Here is a 17,593-nt window from a genome sequence, read left to right on the forward strand (position 1 = left end):
CTTCCCAGGATCGGTCTGGGAGAAGGCGAGCACCGCGAGCGCGCCGTCGCGGGCCGCTAGGGGATCTGTCCGGGTTCGTCGACGACTCCCGCCGCTACCTCGGCCGTCGCGAAGACGCCCCCCTTCGGGAAGGCCACCTCGCCCTTGATGAGATAGTCCTGCAGGTAATCCGTCCGCGAGCCGAGATAGCGATAGGTCGTGCTGTCGAGGATGACGTAGGACCGCTGGGTGACCTGACCGTTCTCGTCGCGCTGCGTGCCGAAGCCCGGAGCACCGACCTCGTAGGCGATGCCCATGCCTGCCCTGCCCGCCGCGTCACGTACGCCGAGGTCCACCCGGACGCCCGGAATCCTGGCGAGAGCGCGGAAGATAGCGGCCTCCAGCTTGGGCGGCATGTAGACCTCCTGGCCGAGGTAGAGCGACAGCACTCGGAACGCCCGTGCGTCCGGGGGCTCGTCGAGACCACGCTCCTCGTCTGGCTTGTCCCTCCAGTGCCGGTCGCCCTTGACGTGGGCCAGCAGCCGGTCCGGGTCGGTGGGCAGCCTGGCCAGCCTGGCCGCGTACTGCCGGGGGGACAGGTCGTCGTTACCCGGGTCCAGCTCGATGGTCCGCGTCTCCATCGGGCCTGAGTCCAGCCGGGTCGCCTGCCTGGTGCCGTCGTAGCGCGTCCAGTGCTCCTGGACATCGACCGAGCCGTCGGCGGGCTGTATGCCAACGCTCTTGCGGTACAGCCACTGGTCGGGACGGGGCGGGGTGCGGTCGGGCCGGCGCTTCTCGGCCGTCAGCGCCGCCTGCCGCAGCATGACCTCCGCGCTCACCGGTGTCGCCTCCACGGTGACGGGCGGCCGGGCGGCCGACCGCTCGTCGTCGTTCACCACCACGACCACCGCCGCGATCACCGCGACGGTCGCCGCCATCGCCATCGACAGCGAGAGCACGGGCCGAAACCGGTGGCGGCGGCGCAGGGAACGCGCCCGCAGCGCGCGCAGGCGGTCGGCGTCGGGCTCGGGCGCGTCCGCCCGCAGATCTCTCAGCGACTTCAGGTCATCCACGGCCGGTCTCCTCCGAGATAGCGGACGGATCGACCCCGCCCAGGGCCTCACGGGTCTTTCTCCTGGCACGGTGCAGGCGCGAGCGCACCGTGCCGATGGGGACACCGAGTGCCCGCGCCGTCTCCTCGTAGCTGAGATCCGCCCAGGCGATCATCAACAGCACCTCGCGATCCTTCGACGACAACACGGCGAGTGCCCTCACCAGATCGCGCTGCGCCGCCGAGGCCGTCACCCGGGCCTCCACCCGGTCTGCGTAGCTCTCAGCCACCTCGTCCACCCCGGTCCTGGCCAGCGAGAGGTACGCTCTGACCTCGGCACGGTGGTGCTTGCCGATGAGGTTGGCGGCGATGCCGTACAGCCAGGGGCGGGCATTGCGGTAACCGGTGTCGTAGCGCCCGAGCCGCCGGAAGGCGGTGAGGAACGTCTCGGCCACGATGTCGTCGGCCATCGAGTCCCCCAGGCGCCGCGTCACGTAACGGTGCAGGGCGGGGGCATGTCGGTCGAACAGCACCGAGAAAGCGGCGGAATCACGCCGGGCACGCTTGATCACCTCCGCGTCGTCCAGATCTGTCTCCACACTCAAGCGTGAACTCCGTTTCCTCGGTCCGGTCACCCCTTTTCACCCGATGCCGCGAATCGAGTTCTCCACGCCTCCGTTCCGATGGATCTGACCGCTGGGCCTGACCGCGCCGTTCATCGCACGGTGCCCTGGCCTCCGAGCCCTGACCGACGGTATACACCGCCCAGGGCTTCGAGTACGACTGGAACGGCGTGATCATCGGCCCGGACCTGGTCTATCGCGACGGCAGGTTCGTCACTGTCCGGGCTGCCAGCAAGGACCCCGCCCTCACCCCACGGCCTTTTCAAAGTTAGTTGATCATGGTTTGGCTGCTGGTCCGCTGGAGTGCGTGCCCCGTCCTGTGACATGACGATGGCCTCTGGCCTGAGATGATGGAGTTCTCTACGCTTCGTCACCACAGGCCCGGAGACCATCTATATATCCGTTTCGTATGCTCTGGGTCTGGCTGTCGTTGTCGCGGATGGCGAGCTCGATCCGGAGGCGGAGACGGCCTTCTCGTCCGCCTCTGCGATGACAGAGCGTGACGATCGGCTGGACCTGGGGAGTGTCTCGGCCTGGCCGAGGTACTGGCCCTGATGCAGGACCCGCGCGACCCGCGCGGCGTGCGCCATTCGGTGCCGTCGGTGTTGTTGATTGCGGTGGTGGCGGTGCTGGCCGGGGCGCCGAACCTGCCGGCGATCGCCGAGCGGGCCGCGGATCTGTCCCAAGAACAGCTACGGCTGCTGGGCGCGTGGCAACATCCGCGCAGTGGGCTGCGGGTCGCGCCCAGCTACGGGACGCTGTCACGGGTGATCCACGGCGTGGACGCGGCCGAGTTGGACCGCCTGGTCGGCGGCCGGCCCGCGCCCGGCCGCTACCGGCCGCGGGCCGCCTGGCCGGGGTGGCGCTCGACGGCAAGGTGCTGCGCGGCGCTCTCACCGAGAGCGGGCAGTTGTGCCTGCTGCAAGCGGTGCTGCACGAGCCTGGGGTGACGATCGCGCAGGTCGCGGTGCCGGATGAGACGACCGAGACCACTCAGGTGCAGGCACTGCTGGATGGCGTCGACATTGCCGGGATGGTCGCTACGACCGATGCTGCGCACACCAACGTCAAGACCGCGGCCTACCTGATGGAGGTCAAGCGCGCCTGGTACGTGCTGCCGGTCAAGGGCAACACCCCCGGCCTGCTGGCGGAGGCACGCCCCGCCTGCTTCTGAAGATCTTTGAGCAGTGCAGCGGAGATAACCGACACCTGGCCCACCCTTCCGTCCTGTCATGCGACACCAGCACCCTGTCCAGTCAGCGTCCGAGCATGGAGGTCTTCCTGCCACCCGGACGGCGAAGGCCCACGAGCGAGCGAAACAGCCGCGCCTCGGCCTTCCCCCAGGAGCACAGCCGAGACCGAGACGCCCGCACCAGGGCGCGGGCCCGGGAGATCCTCGAGCAGGTCACGCAGGTGACGCAATGAGAGCGCTCGGACTGCTGGGCCAGGTCGACCTGCCCGCGCAGATCGCAGCTGTCCCACGGGCCCGCCGCTACGTCCGCGACCTGCTCGACGGTGTGGACCATCCGCACACCGACGACGCGCTCCTCCTGCTCACCGAACTCGTCACCAACTCCGTACGCCACTCCGACTCCGGCCGTACCCCCGGCGGCCGGGTCGTCGCCGTCGCCCACCACGATGGAACGCTCCACATCGACGTCGTCGACGCCGGATCGGTAGGCCGCCGACCCCAGGTCTACCTGGATACCGACCCCGACAGCGGCGGCGGGCGCGGCCTCTGGCTCGTCCAGCAACTGTCCACCGCGTGGGGCTGGTACGAGACCTCCGCCGGGCGCGTCGTCTGGTTCCAGCTGGCAGGAAAGGTGGCCCCGTGATCCTCTGGGACCACCCACCCCGCTGCCTCAGCCCGCACGTCCTCCCCGCCCGCTCCCACTGCGAGGCGCTGACCTGGCATCCTCCACGCGGCGACACCCAGGTCCGGGTCGTGAGGTGGACCTGCGACTGCGATCCACTCTTCTACGAGCTGTGCCAGGCGGGCGGCGTCAGGTTCATCCGCCGCACCAGACGCTCACGGAGTGACCTGACAATCGACGAAACCGACCGTCGGCCCGCCGCGGAAGCCGACGCGATGTGGATCGCCCTGCTGCACGGTCTCGTGCGATGACAGGAGCCACCGCTCTTCGATCGCCTCCAGAACCGATCTCACCAAAAGTGATCATGTAGGTGTGATCAACCATGACCGGAAAAGCGAAGGGACGGCATTTTCCGCCGGAGAAGAACACCTCACTCGACGGCCAACAGCGACAGAGCCCGCTGCCGGGTGAGCGCGTGAAGTGCTCACCCGGCAGCACGAACACCGGAGCAAGGGATCAGCTCTGCGGCCAGAACCGGATGAGATATGACTCCAGATCATAGGAGGTGCTCTGCTGATCGCCTCTGAGCGGTTCTCGTAGGCGCCGCATGTAGGCATGAATATTCCACACCGTCTCACGGCTCCCCAGGTCGAAGACCAAACGTGGAGGGAAATGCTCCACCCAGTCCGTCAAGCAGACCTTTCCGGAAAACAGAAAGAGCTCGCCCTTCCAGTCTTTGGCCCACGCCTCCGACGGGGAGAACGGAGGTCCGTCCCAGAGTTCGAATCGCACATCGACCACCTGATCGCTGAGCTCTGTGGTGACCAGGCAGCCGTTGCCGCTCGGGGCGAACCACTCCCCTTCGGCGGCGAGGCGCCCCCAGGGCTCTTCCGCACCGGCCGTGGTCTCTTCTGCCATGAAGACTTCTTTGTCGATGACAACGAACGTCTTGTTCGAAACATGCACCTCGTCAGTGAGCTCAGCGATGATAGTCGCCACTTACACATCAACCCTTCAACATCGAGAGGCGGGATCGACTCTAGAAAACTCGTCAACAAGCACAACCGTTTTGTCGCGAACAAGCAGTCCGACCCAGGCGCGTTGAATGAATGACGCACCTGGGCCGGAATTCAACTTAAGACCTACTGGAGATCCACCCAGAACCGGTCGGTCATCAGTATTCGATTATTCTGATACCAGGCGTTGACTACTTCTCCGTGCGCCTTGTTCTCGTCGAAGTCGACCAGCTTCACGGAGTAGTTGTGCGCGGGACTCGCGTATGCGGCTCCCTGCCCTGTCGACGCGAACGGGAACTCGTCACAGCTCATCCCTTCAGGTCGCCTCTTTCCGAACTCCAGATCGCATGTCGCTATAGAGGCTCCCCGATTCGCACTTCTCCTGGTCGAATAAGGCTCTCGAGTGAGGAAAGAGTCCGTCCTGTTAGGACCGAACCCCCAGCCAGGAATGTTCTTGAACAACGTCATCCTGGGAAAAGCCCGTCCTCCCGGCTTCGGATCGGTGCCGTTCCCTCCGCCGGTCAGAGCGCTCTTGACATGGTCGTACATTCCGGGGAACTTGACTCCCTTGTCGCTCACGTCGTTTCTGCGCATGACGAGCGCGGGAACACCCTCCATGACAACGCAGCCGCCCTTGCCGGCCCCGTTGTGCCACGTATTGTACGAATGCGACCTGTCACAGCGAATGACGTGAGGACGATCGCTTTGCGCGCTTCTCTTGATACTCGCAACAATGACAGGGAAATACATCGACATGGTGGCTTCGATCGTGCATGAGCCGATCTCATCCAGGCCGTCGAGGCGCGTCGACCTGAAAGTCTCCGTCGTATGCCATTCCGGAGGGTTGGACATCCATGCGCTGATCGGGTGATGGCCGGTCATGCCGGTAACCTTCGTACGTCCACAAGCGCTCGAGTTACCGGGACTCTTCTCGTCCTTGATGACGTAGGAGAACTCGGTCAAAGCATCCGTGAGACTCCCACTACGATGTTCCACCGTTATACGTCGGGACACTTCGAACTCGCGCGTATTCACATGTGTTGAGATCTTGTAGAAGTAGCGTCCTCTTACCTCCCCGACCTTTGTCGACCCGACATACTGGCGACTGTACCAACTCAGATCTATGCAGTATGAGAACCGGTTTTTTATGTACCCTGCTCTGGTCTTGGTGCTCGCCGCGTTTTTACATTCGTTGTAACTGGCCTGGGGGGCTTCTTCCATCGTCGTCGGCAGGATGCTCTTGAGATACGAAGCAGAGCCCGGGGGGTCAGATACCGCGTTCGAGCCGACCGTCCGCGTCTTGGCCCCCTGCGCGATGGCGAGATCCTGCCAGTCGGACCACTGACTTGACACACCACCAACGGTGGCACGGGCACGCCAGCGCACCTTCCGACCATTGACGAGCTTTCCTTCCGGAACCTGAAGGGTTCCGGTGGATCCAGAGGAGACGCCTGCGACGGTTCCGGACCAGATCAGACCTTCCTTCGAAGTCACCTTCGGATCGTGGGCAACCTGGAACTCCACCGCCGAGTGACGTCGCAATGGATCGGACACCTTAGCCATCAGATGCGGTGTCGTCGTTGAACTGACCGCGTTCTCGTCTCCGGCTGTGAGTCCATGAGCCCACAACTTGCCAATGGCCGGTTCGGCATTCGCCTTACCCTGAGTCGATCGCGATTTCGCCTGTGCGCTCGCCCACTCGAAGGTCATGAACCCCCAAGAGTAGGGTTCCATCGTGTTGCCTGCGGCGTCCCTGGCTCCACTGACCTCTGCCAGGAACATGGAGTCTTCCAGCGAGGCATTCGGCGTGAAGGTCAACACCGTGTTGTTGGAGGACATCACCGCACTGCCGGCAAGGTTCGCCTCATCGAAGTAGTCGATCAGCGACAACTGAGCGTCGGTGACCGGCTCACTGAAGGTCACCGTCAACTGTGTGTTGAGTGGCACGCCCTGAGCTTCGCTGGCCGGACTCACCTCGACGACGGTCGGTGCTGTCGTGTCCGGTCCGATGGTCGGCGTCGGAGTGGGTGTCGGGCCAGAGTCGTCGAGATAGGTTACCTTCAACACCGGCGGATGAGCGTCCTCGTCTTCGGTCTCCGAGGCGTGGTAGCCGCGGTCGTACAAAGGCGCCGAAGCAGACTCGTCGACACCGCGAAGCAGCAGACCGTGGTTGCCCTGACCGGAGGACCACGCCTGCACCATGCCGGTCACCGGCCAGGTCCAGATGACTCCGGAGGAGTCTCCCTCCGAGCACCCACCGGGGTCCGTGGCGACCACCTCACCATTCGTAATGGCCGACGGCTGGTTGGACCAGTTCAATGTGGAGGCGTTCCAGGCCGTGGTAACCCGCTGTGCCTTGATGCCCGATTCGCTGTCACCGCAGCCGTAGATCTCTGTGTTCCACAGCTCCAGCTTGGCGTCTGTGATGGTCTTGCCCGCCAGAGACGATGTGTTGAATTTCAGGTAAGCCCGCTCGGTGATCCCGTGGTAGGAACCACTCCACAGACGGGGCCCGCCGGCACCTGTCGTCCCCTCGTCGTCGATCCAGGTGTCCACCTGCACCGGCAACGAGACCGTCTTCTCGTTCGGCGGATCTGGCGGGACCAGATCCGGGCCGAGAAGCTTCAGTTCGTCGGCGTACAGCGCGGATGCCGGCTGACCGGTCGAGATCACCAGCTTGATCTGTGCTTTGGCCGCGTTCGCCGGAGGGAAGTCCTGTGCATCCACCGGACTCCACGTATCAGGAGCCAAGGGATAACTCGACGTGGTTGAGCTGACGAAAGCTCCTGCGGAGTCGAACCAGTCGATCCCGTACTGCAGAGTACCCGCTGTACCCGGGGAGAAAAAACGTCCACTTATCCCGTGAAGATAGCTTGGATGCACGGATATATCGCCTTCGGAGCGGACGACAATCTCCGTAGCCCCGTCCGCAGCGGTGATCTTCGCCGACGAAACTCCGTTTGCCTCGTGGGCCCGATCCGTTGACCGCTCCAACACTCCGCCCGTTACCGTCCACGGGGCGGTCTCGGTCTCGAAGAACGGATTCGCATTCAGGATCCGCTGCGGCTGTTGTGGCGTAGGCAGCGGGTTCGGCTGCGGGAGGTCGCTCGGTGGATCACCTGGATTCGGATCGGCGCCGGCTTCGATCTCCGCGTCGGTAAGCCCCCCTCCCTGTCAGACTGGTGTGACACAAAAGGACAAACTAACCTTGCATGGCATGAGTAGGGCGAGAACTGGATGTTTCTGACGTGACGTTGAGCTTGACCGACCTGGAGCCCGAGCCGGGAGATGATGTCCAGGTGAGCAGCTCCAAGAAGCCCTCGGGCGGCGGCCGGCCCAAGCGCCGGACGTTCACCGCGGACTACAAGCTGCGGATCTTGGAGGAGTACGACCGGCTGCTGGCCGACGGCGAGCCCGGCGCCTCGGGCGCGCTTCTGCGCCGGGAAAAGCTACTGACCTCGCACATCACCGAATGGCGCAAAGCTCGCAAGAACGGCGCATTGGAGGCACTGACCCCGAAGGTCCGCAAACCGTCGAAGTCGGCCGCCGAGGTCGAGAACGAGAAGCTGCGCGCGCAGAACGAGAGACTCACCAAAAAACTGGCGACGACGGAAGCCGCGCTGGAGATCATGGGAAAAGCACACGCGCTCTTGGAAATGCTCTCCGAGAGCGCGGATTCCGACACGAAGCCACGGAAGTGATCGACGGGGCGTTCACCGAACTCGAGCCCTTGACTTCCACGAAATACGCCTGCGATATTACCGGGAAATCCCGGTCGACCGTGCACCGATCACGTAACCCCCGGCCGGGACCTCCCGTGGCGCGGCCGCGTCCGGCCCATCCGGCGAAACTGTCGCGAGAAGAGGCGCACGAGGTGATCGAGACGCTGAACTCGCGGCGGTTCATCGACAAGGCACCTGCCCAGGTGTGGGCGGTCCTGCTGGACGAGGGCACCTACCTGTGCAGCATCTCCACCATGTACCGGCTGCTGCGTGCCGAGGGCATGACCGGCGACCGGCGCGCCCAGGCCACCCACCCCGCCAAGGTCAAACCCGAACTCGTCGCCGATGGCCCCGGCCAGGTCTGGTCGTGGGACATAACAAAATTGAAAGGACCCGAAAAGGGGGTCGTCTACAACCTGTACGTGATGATCGATATCTACTCGCGGTACGTCGTGCACTGGGAGACCTGGCCCGCCGAGAACGCCCACCTCGCAAAACGGTTCATCAAGAATGCCATCGAGCGGAACGGCGGATCGACGCCGAAGACGATCCATTCCGACCGGGGTACCCCGATGACATCGAAAACCGTCGGCCAGCTCCTCACCGACTTGAAGATCGACCAGTCACATTCCCGGCCGAAGGTATCGAACGATAATCCCTATTCGGAGGCGAACTTCCGGACGTTGAAGTACTGCCCGGCGTTTCCCGGACGCTTCGGGTCCATCCAGGACGCCCGCCAGTTCTGCCGGCGGTTCTTCACCTATTACAACAACGAGCACCGGCATTCGGGGATCGCTCTGCACACGCCGGCCTCGGTCCACCACGACACCGTCGGCCAGGTCCAGACCGAGCGCGCCCGGGTCCTGGCCGCCGCCTACGCCGCCAACCCCGAGCGGTTCCGACGCATGCCCACCCCGCCCCGACTACCCGAACGTGCCTGGATCAACCAGCCAGAAGCCAAGATCGAAACGGAGCAATCAGCACAGAACGCTGCAGCCTGACCTGTGTCACCCAGTTTGACAGGCACCGCCCTTCGGGGATGTAGGCATCCAGCAGGTTGGATTTGACCGAGGTCTTGTTCGCTATGGCGTTCTGCGCGGCTTGCTCAGGGCTCAGGACATGTCCGGGAGGAGTGCCGTCGTAGACATTTCCGGCGTCCACCCATGCCTTGTCCTCAGCATACGAATCCGGCATCTGCTGGCCGGCAGGAAAATCACGCACGACATTCAGGTATTCAGGCTCTTCGTATTCGACGAACAGCACCGGTCCACGGCCGCCTGTCCCGGCCCATTCCGCTGAGAGGTATTCGCGGTAGTTGAGCGGGCCACCTTCGTTAAGGGCGCCGATCTGCAGGCCGTAGTTGGGTTCGCCATTGGACCAAGCCCGGACAATGTCCTCGATGGTGTAGTAGACCTCCTGGGCCGGGTCTGAACAGTACCGGGGCGGGTTGGTGTTGACCCGGCCCACGCCGCTGCCCTTGGTTCCCTGACCGCTGGTGGTGACCGAAGGTTGGTTGTTCCAGCGCAGGTTGCTCATCGTCCAATCGCTGGTGATACGGCGAACGGCGATGTCACCGACCTCGGCGCCACAGGCGTGGGTGATGTAGTTCCACGGCCTTAGGTCGGCATTGAGGATCTCCCGACCGTAGAAAGGCGCGCCGATGAGGTTGTAACGCAGGTAACTACGCCAGACCGCCCCGTCGCTGGTCTTGCCCGCCACCAGCGCGTCCATGAACTGGTTGGGGGCACCTGTGCCCCAGGTGCCGTTGTTGATGAAGGTATCGGCGGGCATGCCTGCGCCGTACCACGGGGTGGCGTCCATCAAGCAGCGTGACCGGGTAAGTGGTCGCGGGATCGGCCAGGAAGGCCTCATCCGGGGTGTAGCGCAGCACGGACCCCTTGCCGGTCTGCTCGACCGTGGCCGCGACGGTGCTCATCCGCCCGGCGTCCGGCGGCGCGTCAGGGCTCGCCGCCGTCTTGTCCAGCAGCAGAGCCGACGCCAGAGGGGCGGCCTTGCCGTCGCCTTCGAGGGCCGGCAGGGTCGGTTTGCCCGACGCGTCCTTGCCGTACTTCACCCCGGTCGGCAACTCAACCGGAAGACGAAGGTCGAGTTTTCCGTCCGGGCGCTGGGGGATCACGATCTCCTGGCGCAGGCCGGTGGGCGTGACGGTGACGACCAGGTCGATTCCGGGACCGTAGGCCGACCGGTAGGTGGCCGTGCTACCCGACAGTTCCGGCTTGGGCAGCGCGGTCGGCGCGCTGACCGCCGCCTCACCCTTACCTGTCTTGGCCCTGGCCAGCGTGGTGTCGCCACCGGCCGACAGGGTCACCTCCACTTTGGAGACCTTGGGGCGGACGACCCCGCCCTCCTCCACCAGGGTCGTGTCGATCGCCGCCCAGGCCCCGTCCTTCTTGACCCGGATGGGCGCGCTGTGGACGTACGTGCCCAGCGTCTTGCCGTTGGTGGTGGCCACTGTCGTCGAGTTCTCGGTGTGCAGAGCCTCGATCTCAACCTGTTTATTCTGCCGTTTCGCCTCCTGCTGTGCCGCCTCCACCGGGTCAGAGGTGGCGGTCGGTCGCGTCACGGGAGAGGTGGGAGCAGGCGCGGGGGTAGGTGTGGCTGCGGCGGGAGTCACGAGGAGCGAGGTGGACAGCCCTACTGCGACTATCAATGAGGTGCGGCGATGGTTACGGAACGGAACGCCAGGTCTTGGTTTCTGTGGTTTCACTCCGACCTTTCCGGTAAACGGTCTTGGGCCGGAGTGATCTTCACATGGAACCAGCGCAAAAGTAAAGGCATGATCGCGGAAGCCGGATAGCTTTCACAATCGGTAGCGTAATGAAAACCTCACATTCCGCATTCTCGACGGCGTCCGATACCTAAAGAAGCCTGCCATCAAAATAAAACCGAAGCCAAGGGATATCCCCTGTTTCTGCAGTTCAGGCGGTCAAAACAAGCTACAACCAGGCACATCGACCACGAGACGGAGAGCAGCTTTGTCGAAAATGTCGGTGACCCTGCCCATACTCCCCGTCCGCGAATGATTCGGTCAGTGACATCGGCATTTTACGGATGAGACATATGCACCCACCACTCATACATGCGCTCCTCAACACTGAGGATTTCCGGGGCGAAGATCTGGCGGACGACCACCCGGAACATCACATCAGGTCGTCGGTGTGAAACCGATCAGCCGACGGATGCGATCGACCTAAACGGGGCGGGTGACGATGACCACACCGCCCGGCGTCCGAGAGAGCTCCCTACCCTTGGCGATGATCATCCTGGCCGGAGGTGCTCCCAGGATGCTGTGGGGCGAGGCCCACGCCCCGAGGAGGTCGCCCCCTCCCGGCGCCCCAGAGATGCGAGACGACGGCCGAGACTTCGCGAAAAATCGCGGTCGATCAGCGCGAGGCGGGGTATATTCGGGGAGTCGCGAAAGCGAGCACATGCTTACCCGGGGCTTCATGCCCCTGAGGGCGCGGTCTTCGGACCGCGCCCTCTTTTCTTCCCCCTTGCTTCTCCCCCACCCGAGGCTGCGCCGCCATGAACGCGATCCCCATCGGGCGTGACCCTCGCTCCGCCTACTCACGGCATGTCACGACCCGCCTGCTCGACTTCAGCAGCGTCACCACCCCGTGGACACGCCGGCTCTCTGGGACGTGAGCTCCCTCCTCGCCTTGGAGGAGCTGCACGAGGCGGGCATCTGGGTCGATCGCAGGGTGCTGTCGCAGGGCGCGGTCGACTGGCAACGCCACACAATGGAGCGGCTCCTCGGCAACGACCCGGCGATGGGATCCGGGACCTACCGGCGCGAACTGCAGGAATGCATCAAGACCACTCTGACGCTGGCCAGTGACGGCCGCCGCAAGCTGCGCCACCTCATCGACGTCGCCCGTCCCGGCTACCTGGACCGCTGGGCCACCTGTGTCGCCGTCGACGCCCCGCCCGCACCCGAGCGGGTCGCCCGTGCCGTCGCCTCCCACCTGCTCGACAGCGGGCACAGCCTCTCCGGCCTGCAGCGCTGGCTCCGCGACGGGCGCCAGAACCTCTCGGCCACGGACCTGCTCTCGGAGGCGGCGACCCTGATCGCCACGCCGCCGCGCGGCCGGCACGTCGTCGTCCCGTTCCACGCCCTGCACAGGTACGAGGAACTGGCCGGGCATCTGCCGCACTGGCGGGCGGCGGCCGAGACGCAGATGCTGATCGCGGAGGCGGGGCTCAGCCTCCGGAGCGGATCGTGGGCTCGCTGGTCTTCACCGTGGAGGCGCGAGACTCCACCCGTGCCGTGGAGATCGTCTCCGACCTGGTCGAGCGGATGTAGGCCAGGGCCAGATTTGCCGCGAGCGGGCCCGTTCTCCCCCTCGGGGACGCGTACGTCATCGGAGAGACCAAGCCGGTCCCGCTGCAGCCGCCCGCCCGGGGAGCCCAGGTGCTGTCGCTGGCCGCCGAACGTCAGCTTTACGTGGTCGGCGGGGAGACACAACGCTTCGGTGAGCAGGCACGGAGCACACTCGACGACGCCTTGGAGATCGCCTCCGCGCTCAACCAGGGGCCGCTCGCACCCGCGATCGCCGGAGGCTGGGCAGCCCTGGAGTCCCTGCTCACCGAGGCCCGCGACCCCGACGAGCGGGAGAAAGTGGCGGCCGCGGCCCGCGCCGCCGCCCTCGTCGCCGCCTCCTGGCCACGCGCCGAACTCACCGCGCTCTCCTACCGGATCCGGAAGGTGAAGGGCGGCGATCTCGATACCCGCCTCGAAGCGTGCGAGTCGAACCGGAGCCGGGCCGCAGTGATCGCCGCCGAGCTGAGAAGCGGGAGCTCCCTCCCCCTCGTGCGCTCCTGGCGGACCGGCAGCGACGTCGCCTCCGTCCTGCGCCTGCGCGAGCTGCTCGCCGACGAGAGGCACGTACTGGAGCGGGTCCGCTTCTACGTGGAGGTTTCGCTCAGGCGCCTGTACCGCTGCCGCAACATCGTGCTACACGGCGGCTCCACCGGAGGCGTCGCGCTCCCTGCGGCCCTCCGCGTGACCGCTCCCCTGGTCGGAGCCGCCCTGGACCGCCTCACCCACACTCATCTGGTCACCGGGGTCTCCCCCATCACCCTCGCCTCACGCGCCGAGACCGCCTTGCGCATGGTCGGCGACGAGCTGGGCCCTGACCTCTGCGACCTGCTCGAATAACCTCCGGCAGGGTTACGAGGCGGCGAGGTGGCGGTGTGCCTCGACCCACTTACCGGAGACCTTCAGCGCACCAAGGGAGCCGGGGGCCGGCCGGTCGTCGACGTAGGGCGCCACCCCGCTCGACGGGGAGCAGCAGCCACCGGGCAGCGGGTCTGGCGGTCGCCTTGTCGGCCAGGCGTTCCAGCACGCCCAGTCGGTCGTAACGGGCCAGCGGGGCCGCCTCGACGACCAGCAGCGGCTCAGGGGCGGTGGTCAGCCGCTCCTCCAGCCCGGCCGCCGCGAGCTCGACGAGCCGCCTCAGATTCGCGGCGTCCTGCGGAGCCGCGTCCGGACGGTCGGAACGGAGCACCAGGGACCAGTCGACGCTGAGGGCCTCGGCGGTCACCCGCATCGCGGCGAGCAGCTCGGCGGTGACGTCGAGCACCTCGGCGCCGAAACGGGCGCTCAGCGCGGCGATGGCGTCGGCGTACAGACGGTAGTCGACGCTGAGGGTGACGAATCCCCGCTCCTGTGACGAGAGCGCCATCCGGCGTTCGAAGTCCGCGAACTCCCGGTCGCCCGCGCCTCCACTCAGGCTCGTTACCGGTCGGCTCTTGGACGAGGGGAGGAGAGTCGCCTGCACATTGCGAGGCGCGTAGCCGCTCTGGCCGGGAACCAGCGGGACGCCGGCCTTCTTGAGCAGGGCGTCCAGGTCCTGGCGTTGCTCGGGGAACGCGCCGACCCTGGGATAGCGGGCGCGGATGCGCGCCTTGAGCTGCTCGGGGTCCATGCCGTGGCGGATCACACCGAGCGAGGAGGCCATCTGCTCCAGGGCTCGGCGCGGGTCCAGCTCGTCGGGGTAGACCTCGCCCCGGCCGTTGGCCGCCGCCGTGCGCGAGGCGGCGGCCGCGAGGAGGGCCAGCCGTTCGGGCCGCAGTTCGGCGAATCCCTGTGGCAGCCGCACGGCGCGAAGCCTGGCCTCGGTGCGGGCGGCGGTCGGCAACGGGCTCTCCGCGGCCAGCTGGTCGGCGGCCTTTCCGAGTCGTACGGCGTAGTCGAGCAGGTCCGTGCCCGGCACTGCGTCGGGATCGGTGGGCTTTTCCAGCGCGATGATGACGGAGTGGTGGGAACGTCTCTGAAGCAGCCTGGCCTCCCCACCACGCTCGGCCTCAACCTCGACGGCCGCGCGGACGAGCCCCAGGGCACGGCGCATCCGCCGGTCGCCCGCCGCGTCGGACCCCCGCGAGGTCAGCAGCGCCTCCGCGACGCCGGTGGCGGAGATCACCCCTCCGGCATCCTCGACGATCTCGTCACGGACCTGGGTGAGACCTCTCTTGGGCCGCCAGCCCTTGCGTGCCTTGGGGATGATCTGGCCGACCCGGCCAGCGGTGACTCCGGCCGCCCGTGCCAGCTCGTTGTTGCCCGGCCAGTCGGTGGCGGTGTCCTCCAGCCCGAGGTAGAGCCGGAGCACCTGTGCCTCCGCGGAATCTTTTTTGAGGTGCTTCGGTACGAGGGAGCCGAGCACCGAGCCGACACCGCAGTCGGAGTCGTCCTGGACCTCCTCCGCCTGGGAGGCCGCGGTGACCGGCGGTTGGAGACGTCCGCGCCACTGTTTGGCCCTGCGCCTGATCTCCCGCTTGGTGGGGTCGGCCACGCCGGAGAGCCGGGAAAGCTCGAACGGGGAGCGGGCCAGCAGATCTCTGACGGTCCTGACGTCGATGCGGTGCAGCGCGTCGACCGCGCGTGGGGTGAGACCGGCCGAGACGATCGCCGTGTCGAGGAGAGCCTTGGCCGCCGCCTGGTCGAGCTCCTCGCCCGTCACCGGGTTGACGCTGGTCGGCGTGGCCGCGGCGGGCGGTACGGCCTCGAAGGCCGACTGCCAGGCGATCCTCATCGTCTCGATCGAGTCGTGCCGGGCCTTGACGTCGCGCGCGAGGGCGCTGCGGAAGAAGGCGATCACCCCGTCGCGGGCCGGCCCCGGCTCGAAGTCGTCGGGGTCGATCGTGACGTCATCCTTGATCACTGCCGGGTGGCTGCCGCCGGTGCCGTAGGAGGGAGTCCGGCCGGTGGCCATCTCGTACAGGGTGACGGCTACCGCGTAGCGTTCGGCCGCCGCGTCGTAGCGGGGCCGGTGAACCGTGTCGAAGAACGGGTCGAGGTAGGGCGGTGTGCCGACGCCGGTTTGTTCCAGCGGCGCTCGTGACAGGGAGAAGTCGAAGAGCGACAGGTGGACCTCGCGGCTCTTGCCGCGCTCACGGAAGGCGAGGTTGTCGGGCTTGATGTCTCGGTGGTTGACCCCGGCCAGGTCGAGCGCGGCGAGAATCTCCAGCAGGTCCCTGCCTCAGCGGCTGAGGAAGTCGAGCGAGAGCCGTCCCTCGCGGCGGATCATGGCCGCCAGGCTCCCCCTGCCGGCGTCCTCCAGCAGCAGCCCCCCACGAGCAACGGCCCCTCCAGGCCGCGGGCGATGCGCGGCTCGCGGGCAAGTTGGAGCACCTCGGACTCGTCCAGCAGTCTCCGGCGGGCCCCGTCCTCGTCCAGCGCGACCTTGAGCACGGCCGGGCCGTGCTCGGGATCCTTGACCAGGAGGGCAAGGGCGGTGGAGCCCTGGCCGAGACGCTGAACGACCTCGAACCGGCCCGGCCGCTCCAGAGTGCCGATCGTCGAACCGGGCGTCGCCTCCAGCGGGTCGACCTGCTGTGCGACCCCCTCCCGCAGGAAGATCTCCTGGATCAGATTCTCGAGCTCCTGCGTGAACTTCTCCGCCGACTCGGTGCGGAGGTCGACGTCGCCCGCCGTGGCGTTCCTGACCAAGTCGATCATCGCCTGGGAGGCGCCGTCGAGCTCGACGCCGACGTCGAGGCCGCGTTCGCGGGTGAGCCGCTGCTGGAGCTCCTCGCTGCTGCCGGCCGGGGCGTTGCCGGTGAAAATGAGAAAAGAGACGGAGCCGAGGCCGAAGACGTCCGCCAGGATCGGGTCGGCGTCGAGATTGTGGAACGTCTCGGGCGCGATGTATCCGTGGGCCGCCTGATCGGTCATCGCCTCGAGGGTGCGGGTGCCCGCGGCGTAGCTGCCGTGACCGGGGGAACCCGGTATGAGCCGGCCCGCGGTGTGCCAGTCGCGGACTCGCGCGCCGTACCGACCCCGGGCGAGGGTACGGACGAAGATGGACAGCGGACTGAGCCTGCGGTGGACCAGTCGTCGCGAGTGCGTGTGCCGCAGCGTGTTGGCCAGCGTGCGGACCAACCTGATCCGGTCGTCGACGGAGAGCTCCCCGGCCTTCTGCATCAGGAAGTGGTCGAGGCGCACCTCGGTCGCGTCGTGGTCGAACACGACGGCGGGACCGCGGTCGTGTTCGTAGAACTCGATCGCGCGGGCGATCCCCGGATGGTTGACGTTCTCCAGGGTGACGAACTCGCGCTTGGCCGCCCGGACGGTCGCGCCGCGCTCCTCGTCGGAGACGGTGCGGTCGACCAGGTAGAAGCGGACCCGCCGGGCACTGTCCAGCATGGGGTGCTTGGCCAGGTAGTCCTGCCAGCCCGGCCCCTCGGCCAGCGGGGTGTCTGCCAGCTCCAGGTTCCCGACCCTGCGATGTCGGACGCTGGGCCGCACACCCGCCCTGTCGATCAGTCTTGCCAGCATGACCGAGCGCCTGTGGTCGACCACGTTCCGGGGATTTCCCGGCGTGACGGCCAGCTCGTCCCCGATCAGCTCGGCCAGCCCGTCGGGGCCCTGCCCATCGATCCGGTAGACACCGTGTCTACCTCGGTCGGTGAGCCTGACCTCGGTGGTCGGCTGGTGGAGGACCACCCCGGCGTGCACGAACGGCAGGTCTCGCCCGCCCGCATCGATGAGGAGCTGCTTGAAGTGCTTGGCCTTGCTGTCGGCGAGGATGCGCGGGTTGTCCTCGGCTTTGCCGTTGTGGAACCAGGTCTGGTGGTCGCCGGTGATCCACCCCGACCAGTGCTTCAGCTCCAGCAGGTAGATGCCGCCCCTGCCGATGATGAGGAGGTCGACCTCGTACTGGCGGCCACTGCGGGTGGTGAAGGTGAAGTTGCTCCACGCCCGGTAGGGGTCTTCGTCGTCCAGCTTCGCCCGGATCGCGGCGAGACCACCCGTTCGTGGGCGTACTCGGAGGGTGTGACCTCCACCCAGCGCCTGCTTCCGGACTCCACACGCCCCTCCGTTCCTCGGCGCAGGGTCTAGTCCTGGCAGTGGCATCCTTTCCCACGG

Annotated in this window: 17 protein-coding genes and 1 pseudogene; 8 read left to right on the top strand and 10 right to left on the bottom strand. The window is 66.4% G+C overall.

Features of this window, described 5'->3' with window-relative positions:
* Positions 1 to 56 precede the first annotated feature (56 nt).
* Both OG587_RS44070 and OG587_RS44075 read right to left on the bottom strand, forming a co-directional pair.
* Positions 57 to 1,052 (bottom strand): CU044_5270 family protein, encoded by a 996-nt coding sequence (locus OG587_RS44070; RefSeq protein WP_329084815.1) that lies wholly within the window; start codon positions 1,050 to 1,052, stop codon positions 57 to 59.
* A complete protein-coding gene (locus OG587_RS44075; RefSeq protein WP_329094196.1) occupies positions 1,045 to 1,629 on the bottom strand; it encodes an RNA polymerase sigma factor in 585 nt (194 codons plus the stop codon). The genes OG587_RS44070 and OG587_RS44075 overlap by 8 nt, the downstream gene beginning before the upstream one ends.
* A gap of 164 nt (positions 1,630 to 1,793) precedes the next feature.
* Between OG587_RS44075 and OG587_RS44080 the strand changes: the two are divergent.
* From OG587_RS44080 to OG587_RS44100, 5 genes and pseudogenes are all read left to right on the top strand, one after another.
* Positions 1,794 to 1,925: pseudogene (locus tag OG587_RS44080) on the top strand (DNA/RNA helicase domain-containing protein); the annotation flags it as partial.
* Between the two features lie 279 nt (positions 1,926 to 2,204).
* Positions 2,205 to 2,603: a transposase family protein gene (locus OG587_RS44085; protein WP_329094197.1), complete on the top strand. Its 399-nt coding sequence runs from the start codon at positions 2,205 to 2,207 to the stop codon at positions 2,601 to 2,603.
* Positions 2,600 to 2,827, top strand: a complete 228-nt coding sequence (locus tag OG587_RS44090; protein WP_329084816.1) for a hypothetical protein — start codon at positions 2,600 to 2,602, stop codon at positions 2,825 to 2,827. The genes OG587_RS44085 and OG587_RS44090 overlap by 4 nt, the downstream gene beginning before the upstream one ends.
* 247 nt (positions 2,828 to 3,074) lie before the next feature.
* Positions 3,075 to 3,488 (top strand): ATP-binding protein, encoded by a 414-nt coding sequence (locus tag OG587_RS44095; protein WP_329084817.1) that lies wholly within the window; start codon positions 3,075 to 3,077, stop codon positions 3,486 to 3,488.
* Positions 3,485 to 3,778, top strand: coding sequence for a hypothetical protein (locus OG587_RS44100; protein ID WP_329084818.1), 294 nt, complete (start codon positions 3,485 to 3,487; stop codon positions 3,776 to 3,778). The genes OG587_RS44095 and OG587_RS44100 overlap by 4 nt, the downstream gene beginning before the upstream one ends.
* 205 nt (positions 3,779 to 3,983) lie before the next feature.
* Here the strand turns inward: OG587_RS44100 and OG587_RS44105 are convergent, their stop codons facing one another.
* Positions 3,984 to 4,466: a hypothetical protein gene (locus tag OG587_RS44105; RefSeq protein WP_329084819.1), complete on the bottom strand. Its 483-nt coding sequence runs from the start codon at positions 4,464 to 4,466 to the stop codon at positions 3,984 to 3,986.
* Positions 4,467 to 4,609: 143 nt separating this feature from the next.
* Complete coding sequence (locus OG587_RS44110; protein ID WP_329084820.1) at positions 4,610 to 7,210, bottom strand: DNRLRE domain-containing protein; 2,601 nt, start codon at positions 7,208 to 7,210, stop codon at positions 4,610 to 4,612.
* Positions 7,211 to 7,731: 521 nt separating this feature from the next.
* Between OG587_RS44110 and OG587_RS44115 the strand changes: the two genes are divergently transcribed.
* Both OG587_RS44115 and OG587_RS44120 read left to right on the top strand, forming a co-directional pair.
* Positions 7,732 to 8,184 (top strand): hypothetical protein, encoded by a 453-nt coding sequence (locus OG587_RS44115; protein ID WP_329084728.1) that lies wholly within the window; start codon positions 7,732 to 7,734, stop codon positions 8,182 to 8,184.
* Entirely contained in the window at positions 8,181 to 9,206 is a 1,026-nt protein-coding gene (locus OG587_RS44120) for an IS3 family transposase (RefSeq protein ID WP_329084729.1), read from the top strand. Before OG587_RS44115 ends, OG587_RS44120 begins: the two co-directional genes overlap by 4 nt.
* On the opposite strand, the gene OG587_RS44125 is transcribed toward OG587_RS44120, so the two are convergent.
* The 4 genes from OG587_RS44125 to OG587_RS44140 form a co-directional block, all read right to left on the bottom strand.
* Positions 9,148 to 9,936 (bottom strand): DNRLRE domain-containing protein, encoded by a 789-nt coding sequence (locus tag OG587_RS44125; RefSeq protein ID WP_329084821.1) that lies wholly within the window; start codon positions 9,934 to 9,936, stop codon positions 9,148 to 9,150. The two genes, OG587_RS44120 and OG587_RS44125, sit on opposite strands and share 59 nt — an antisense overlap.
* The gene (locus OG587_RS44130; protein ID WP_329084822.1) at positions 9,887 to 10,789 is read right to left on the bottom strand and encodes a hypothetical protein; all 903 of its coding nucleotides are present in this window, start codon (positions 10,787 to 10,789) and stop codon (positions 9,887 to 9,889) included. Before OG587_RS44130 ends, OG587_RS44125 begins: the two co-directional genes overlap by 50 nt.
* A gap of 1,000 nt (positions 10,790 to 11,789) precedes the next feature.
* Complete coding sequence (locus OG587_RS44135) at positions 11,790 to 12,371, bottom strand: hypothetical protein (RefSeq protein ID WP_329084823.1); 582 nt, start codon at positions 12,369 to 12,371, stop codon at positions 11,790 to 11,792.
* A 55-nt stretch (positions 12,372 to 12,426) separates the two neighbouring features.
* Positions 12,427 to 12,588: a hypothetical protein gene (locus OG587_RS44140; protein WP_329084824.1), complete on the bottom strand. Its 162-nt coding sequence runs from the start codon at positions 12,586 to 12,588 to the stop codon at positions 12,427 to 12,429.
* A 49-nt stretch (positions 12,589 to 12,637) separates the two neighbouring features.
* Here OG587_RS44140 and OG587_RS44145 point away from each other — a divergent pair, with 49 nt between their 5' ends.
* Positions 12,638 to 13,384 carry a hypothetical protein gene (locus tag OG587_RS44145; RefSeq protein ID WP_329084825.1) on the top strand — a complete coding sequence of 249 codons (747 nt, stop codon included), beginning with the start codon at positions 12,638 to 12,640 and terminating at the stop codon, positions 13,382 to 13,384.
* A 49-nt stretch (positions 13,385 to 13,433) separates the two neighbouring features.
* Here the strand turns inward: OG587_RS44145 and OG587_RS44150 are convergent, their stop codons facing one another.
* Positions 13,434 to 15,695, bottom strand: a complete 2,262-nt coding sequence (locus OG587_RS44150) for a protein kinase domain-containing protein (RefSeq protein WP_329094199.1) — start codon at positions 15,693 to 15,695, stop codon at positions 13,434 to 13,436.
* Positions 15,696 to 15,748: 53 nt separating this feature from the next.
* On the bottom strand, positions 15,749 to 17,581 hold the full coding sequence (locus tag OG587_RS44155; protein WP_329084826.1) for an NERD domain-containing protein: 1,833 nt from the start codon (positions 17,579 to 17,581) through the stop codon (positions 15,749 to 15,751).
* Positions 17,582 to 17,593 lie beyond the last annotated feature (12 nt).

This window comes from Streptosporangium sp. NBC_01469 (assembly GCF_036227305.1).
In the GTDB taxonomy this organism is placed as follows: Bacteria; Actinomycetota; Actinomycetes; order Streptosporangiales; family Streptosporangiaceae; genus Streptosporangium.

What these genes read in the sequence shown, in the direction of transcription:
- OG587_RS44125 (WP_329084821.1), bottom strand. Translation starts at nt 9,936, where the DNA reads ATGGACGCGCTGGTGGCGGGCAAGACCAGCGACGGGGCGGTCTGGCGT.
- OG587_RS44140 (WP_329084824.1), bottom strand. Translation starts at nt 12,588, where the DNA reads ATGACGTACGCGTCCCCGAGGGGGAGAACGGGCCCGCTCGCGGCAAAT.
- OG587_RS44135 (WP_329084823.1), bottom strand. Translation starts at nt 12,371, where the DNA reads ATGCCCGGCCAGTTCCTCGTACCTGTGCAGGGCGTGGAACGGGACGAC.
- OG587_RS44155 (WP_329084826.1), bottom strand. Translation starts at nt 17,581, where the DNA reads ATGCCACTGCCAGGACTAGACCCTGCGCCGAGGAACGGAGGGGCGTGT.
- OG587_RS44095 (WP_329084817.1), top strand. Translation starts at nt 3,075, where the DNA reads ATGAGAGCGCTCGGACTGCTGGGCCAGGTCGACCTGCCCGCGCAGATC.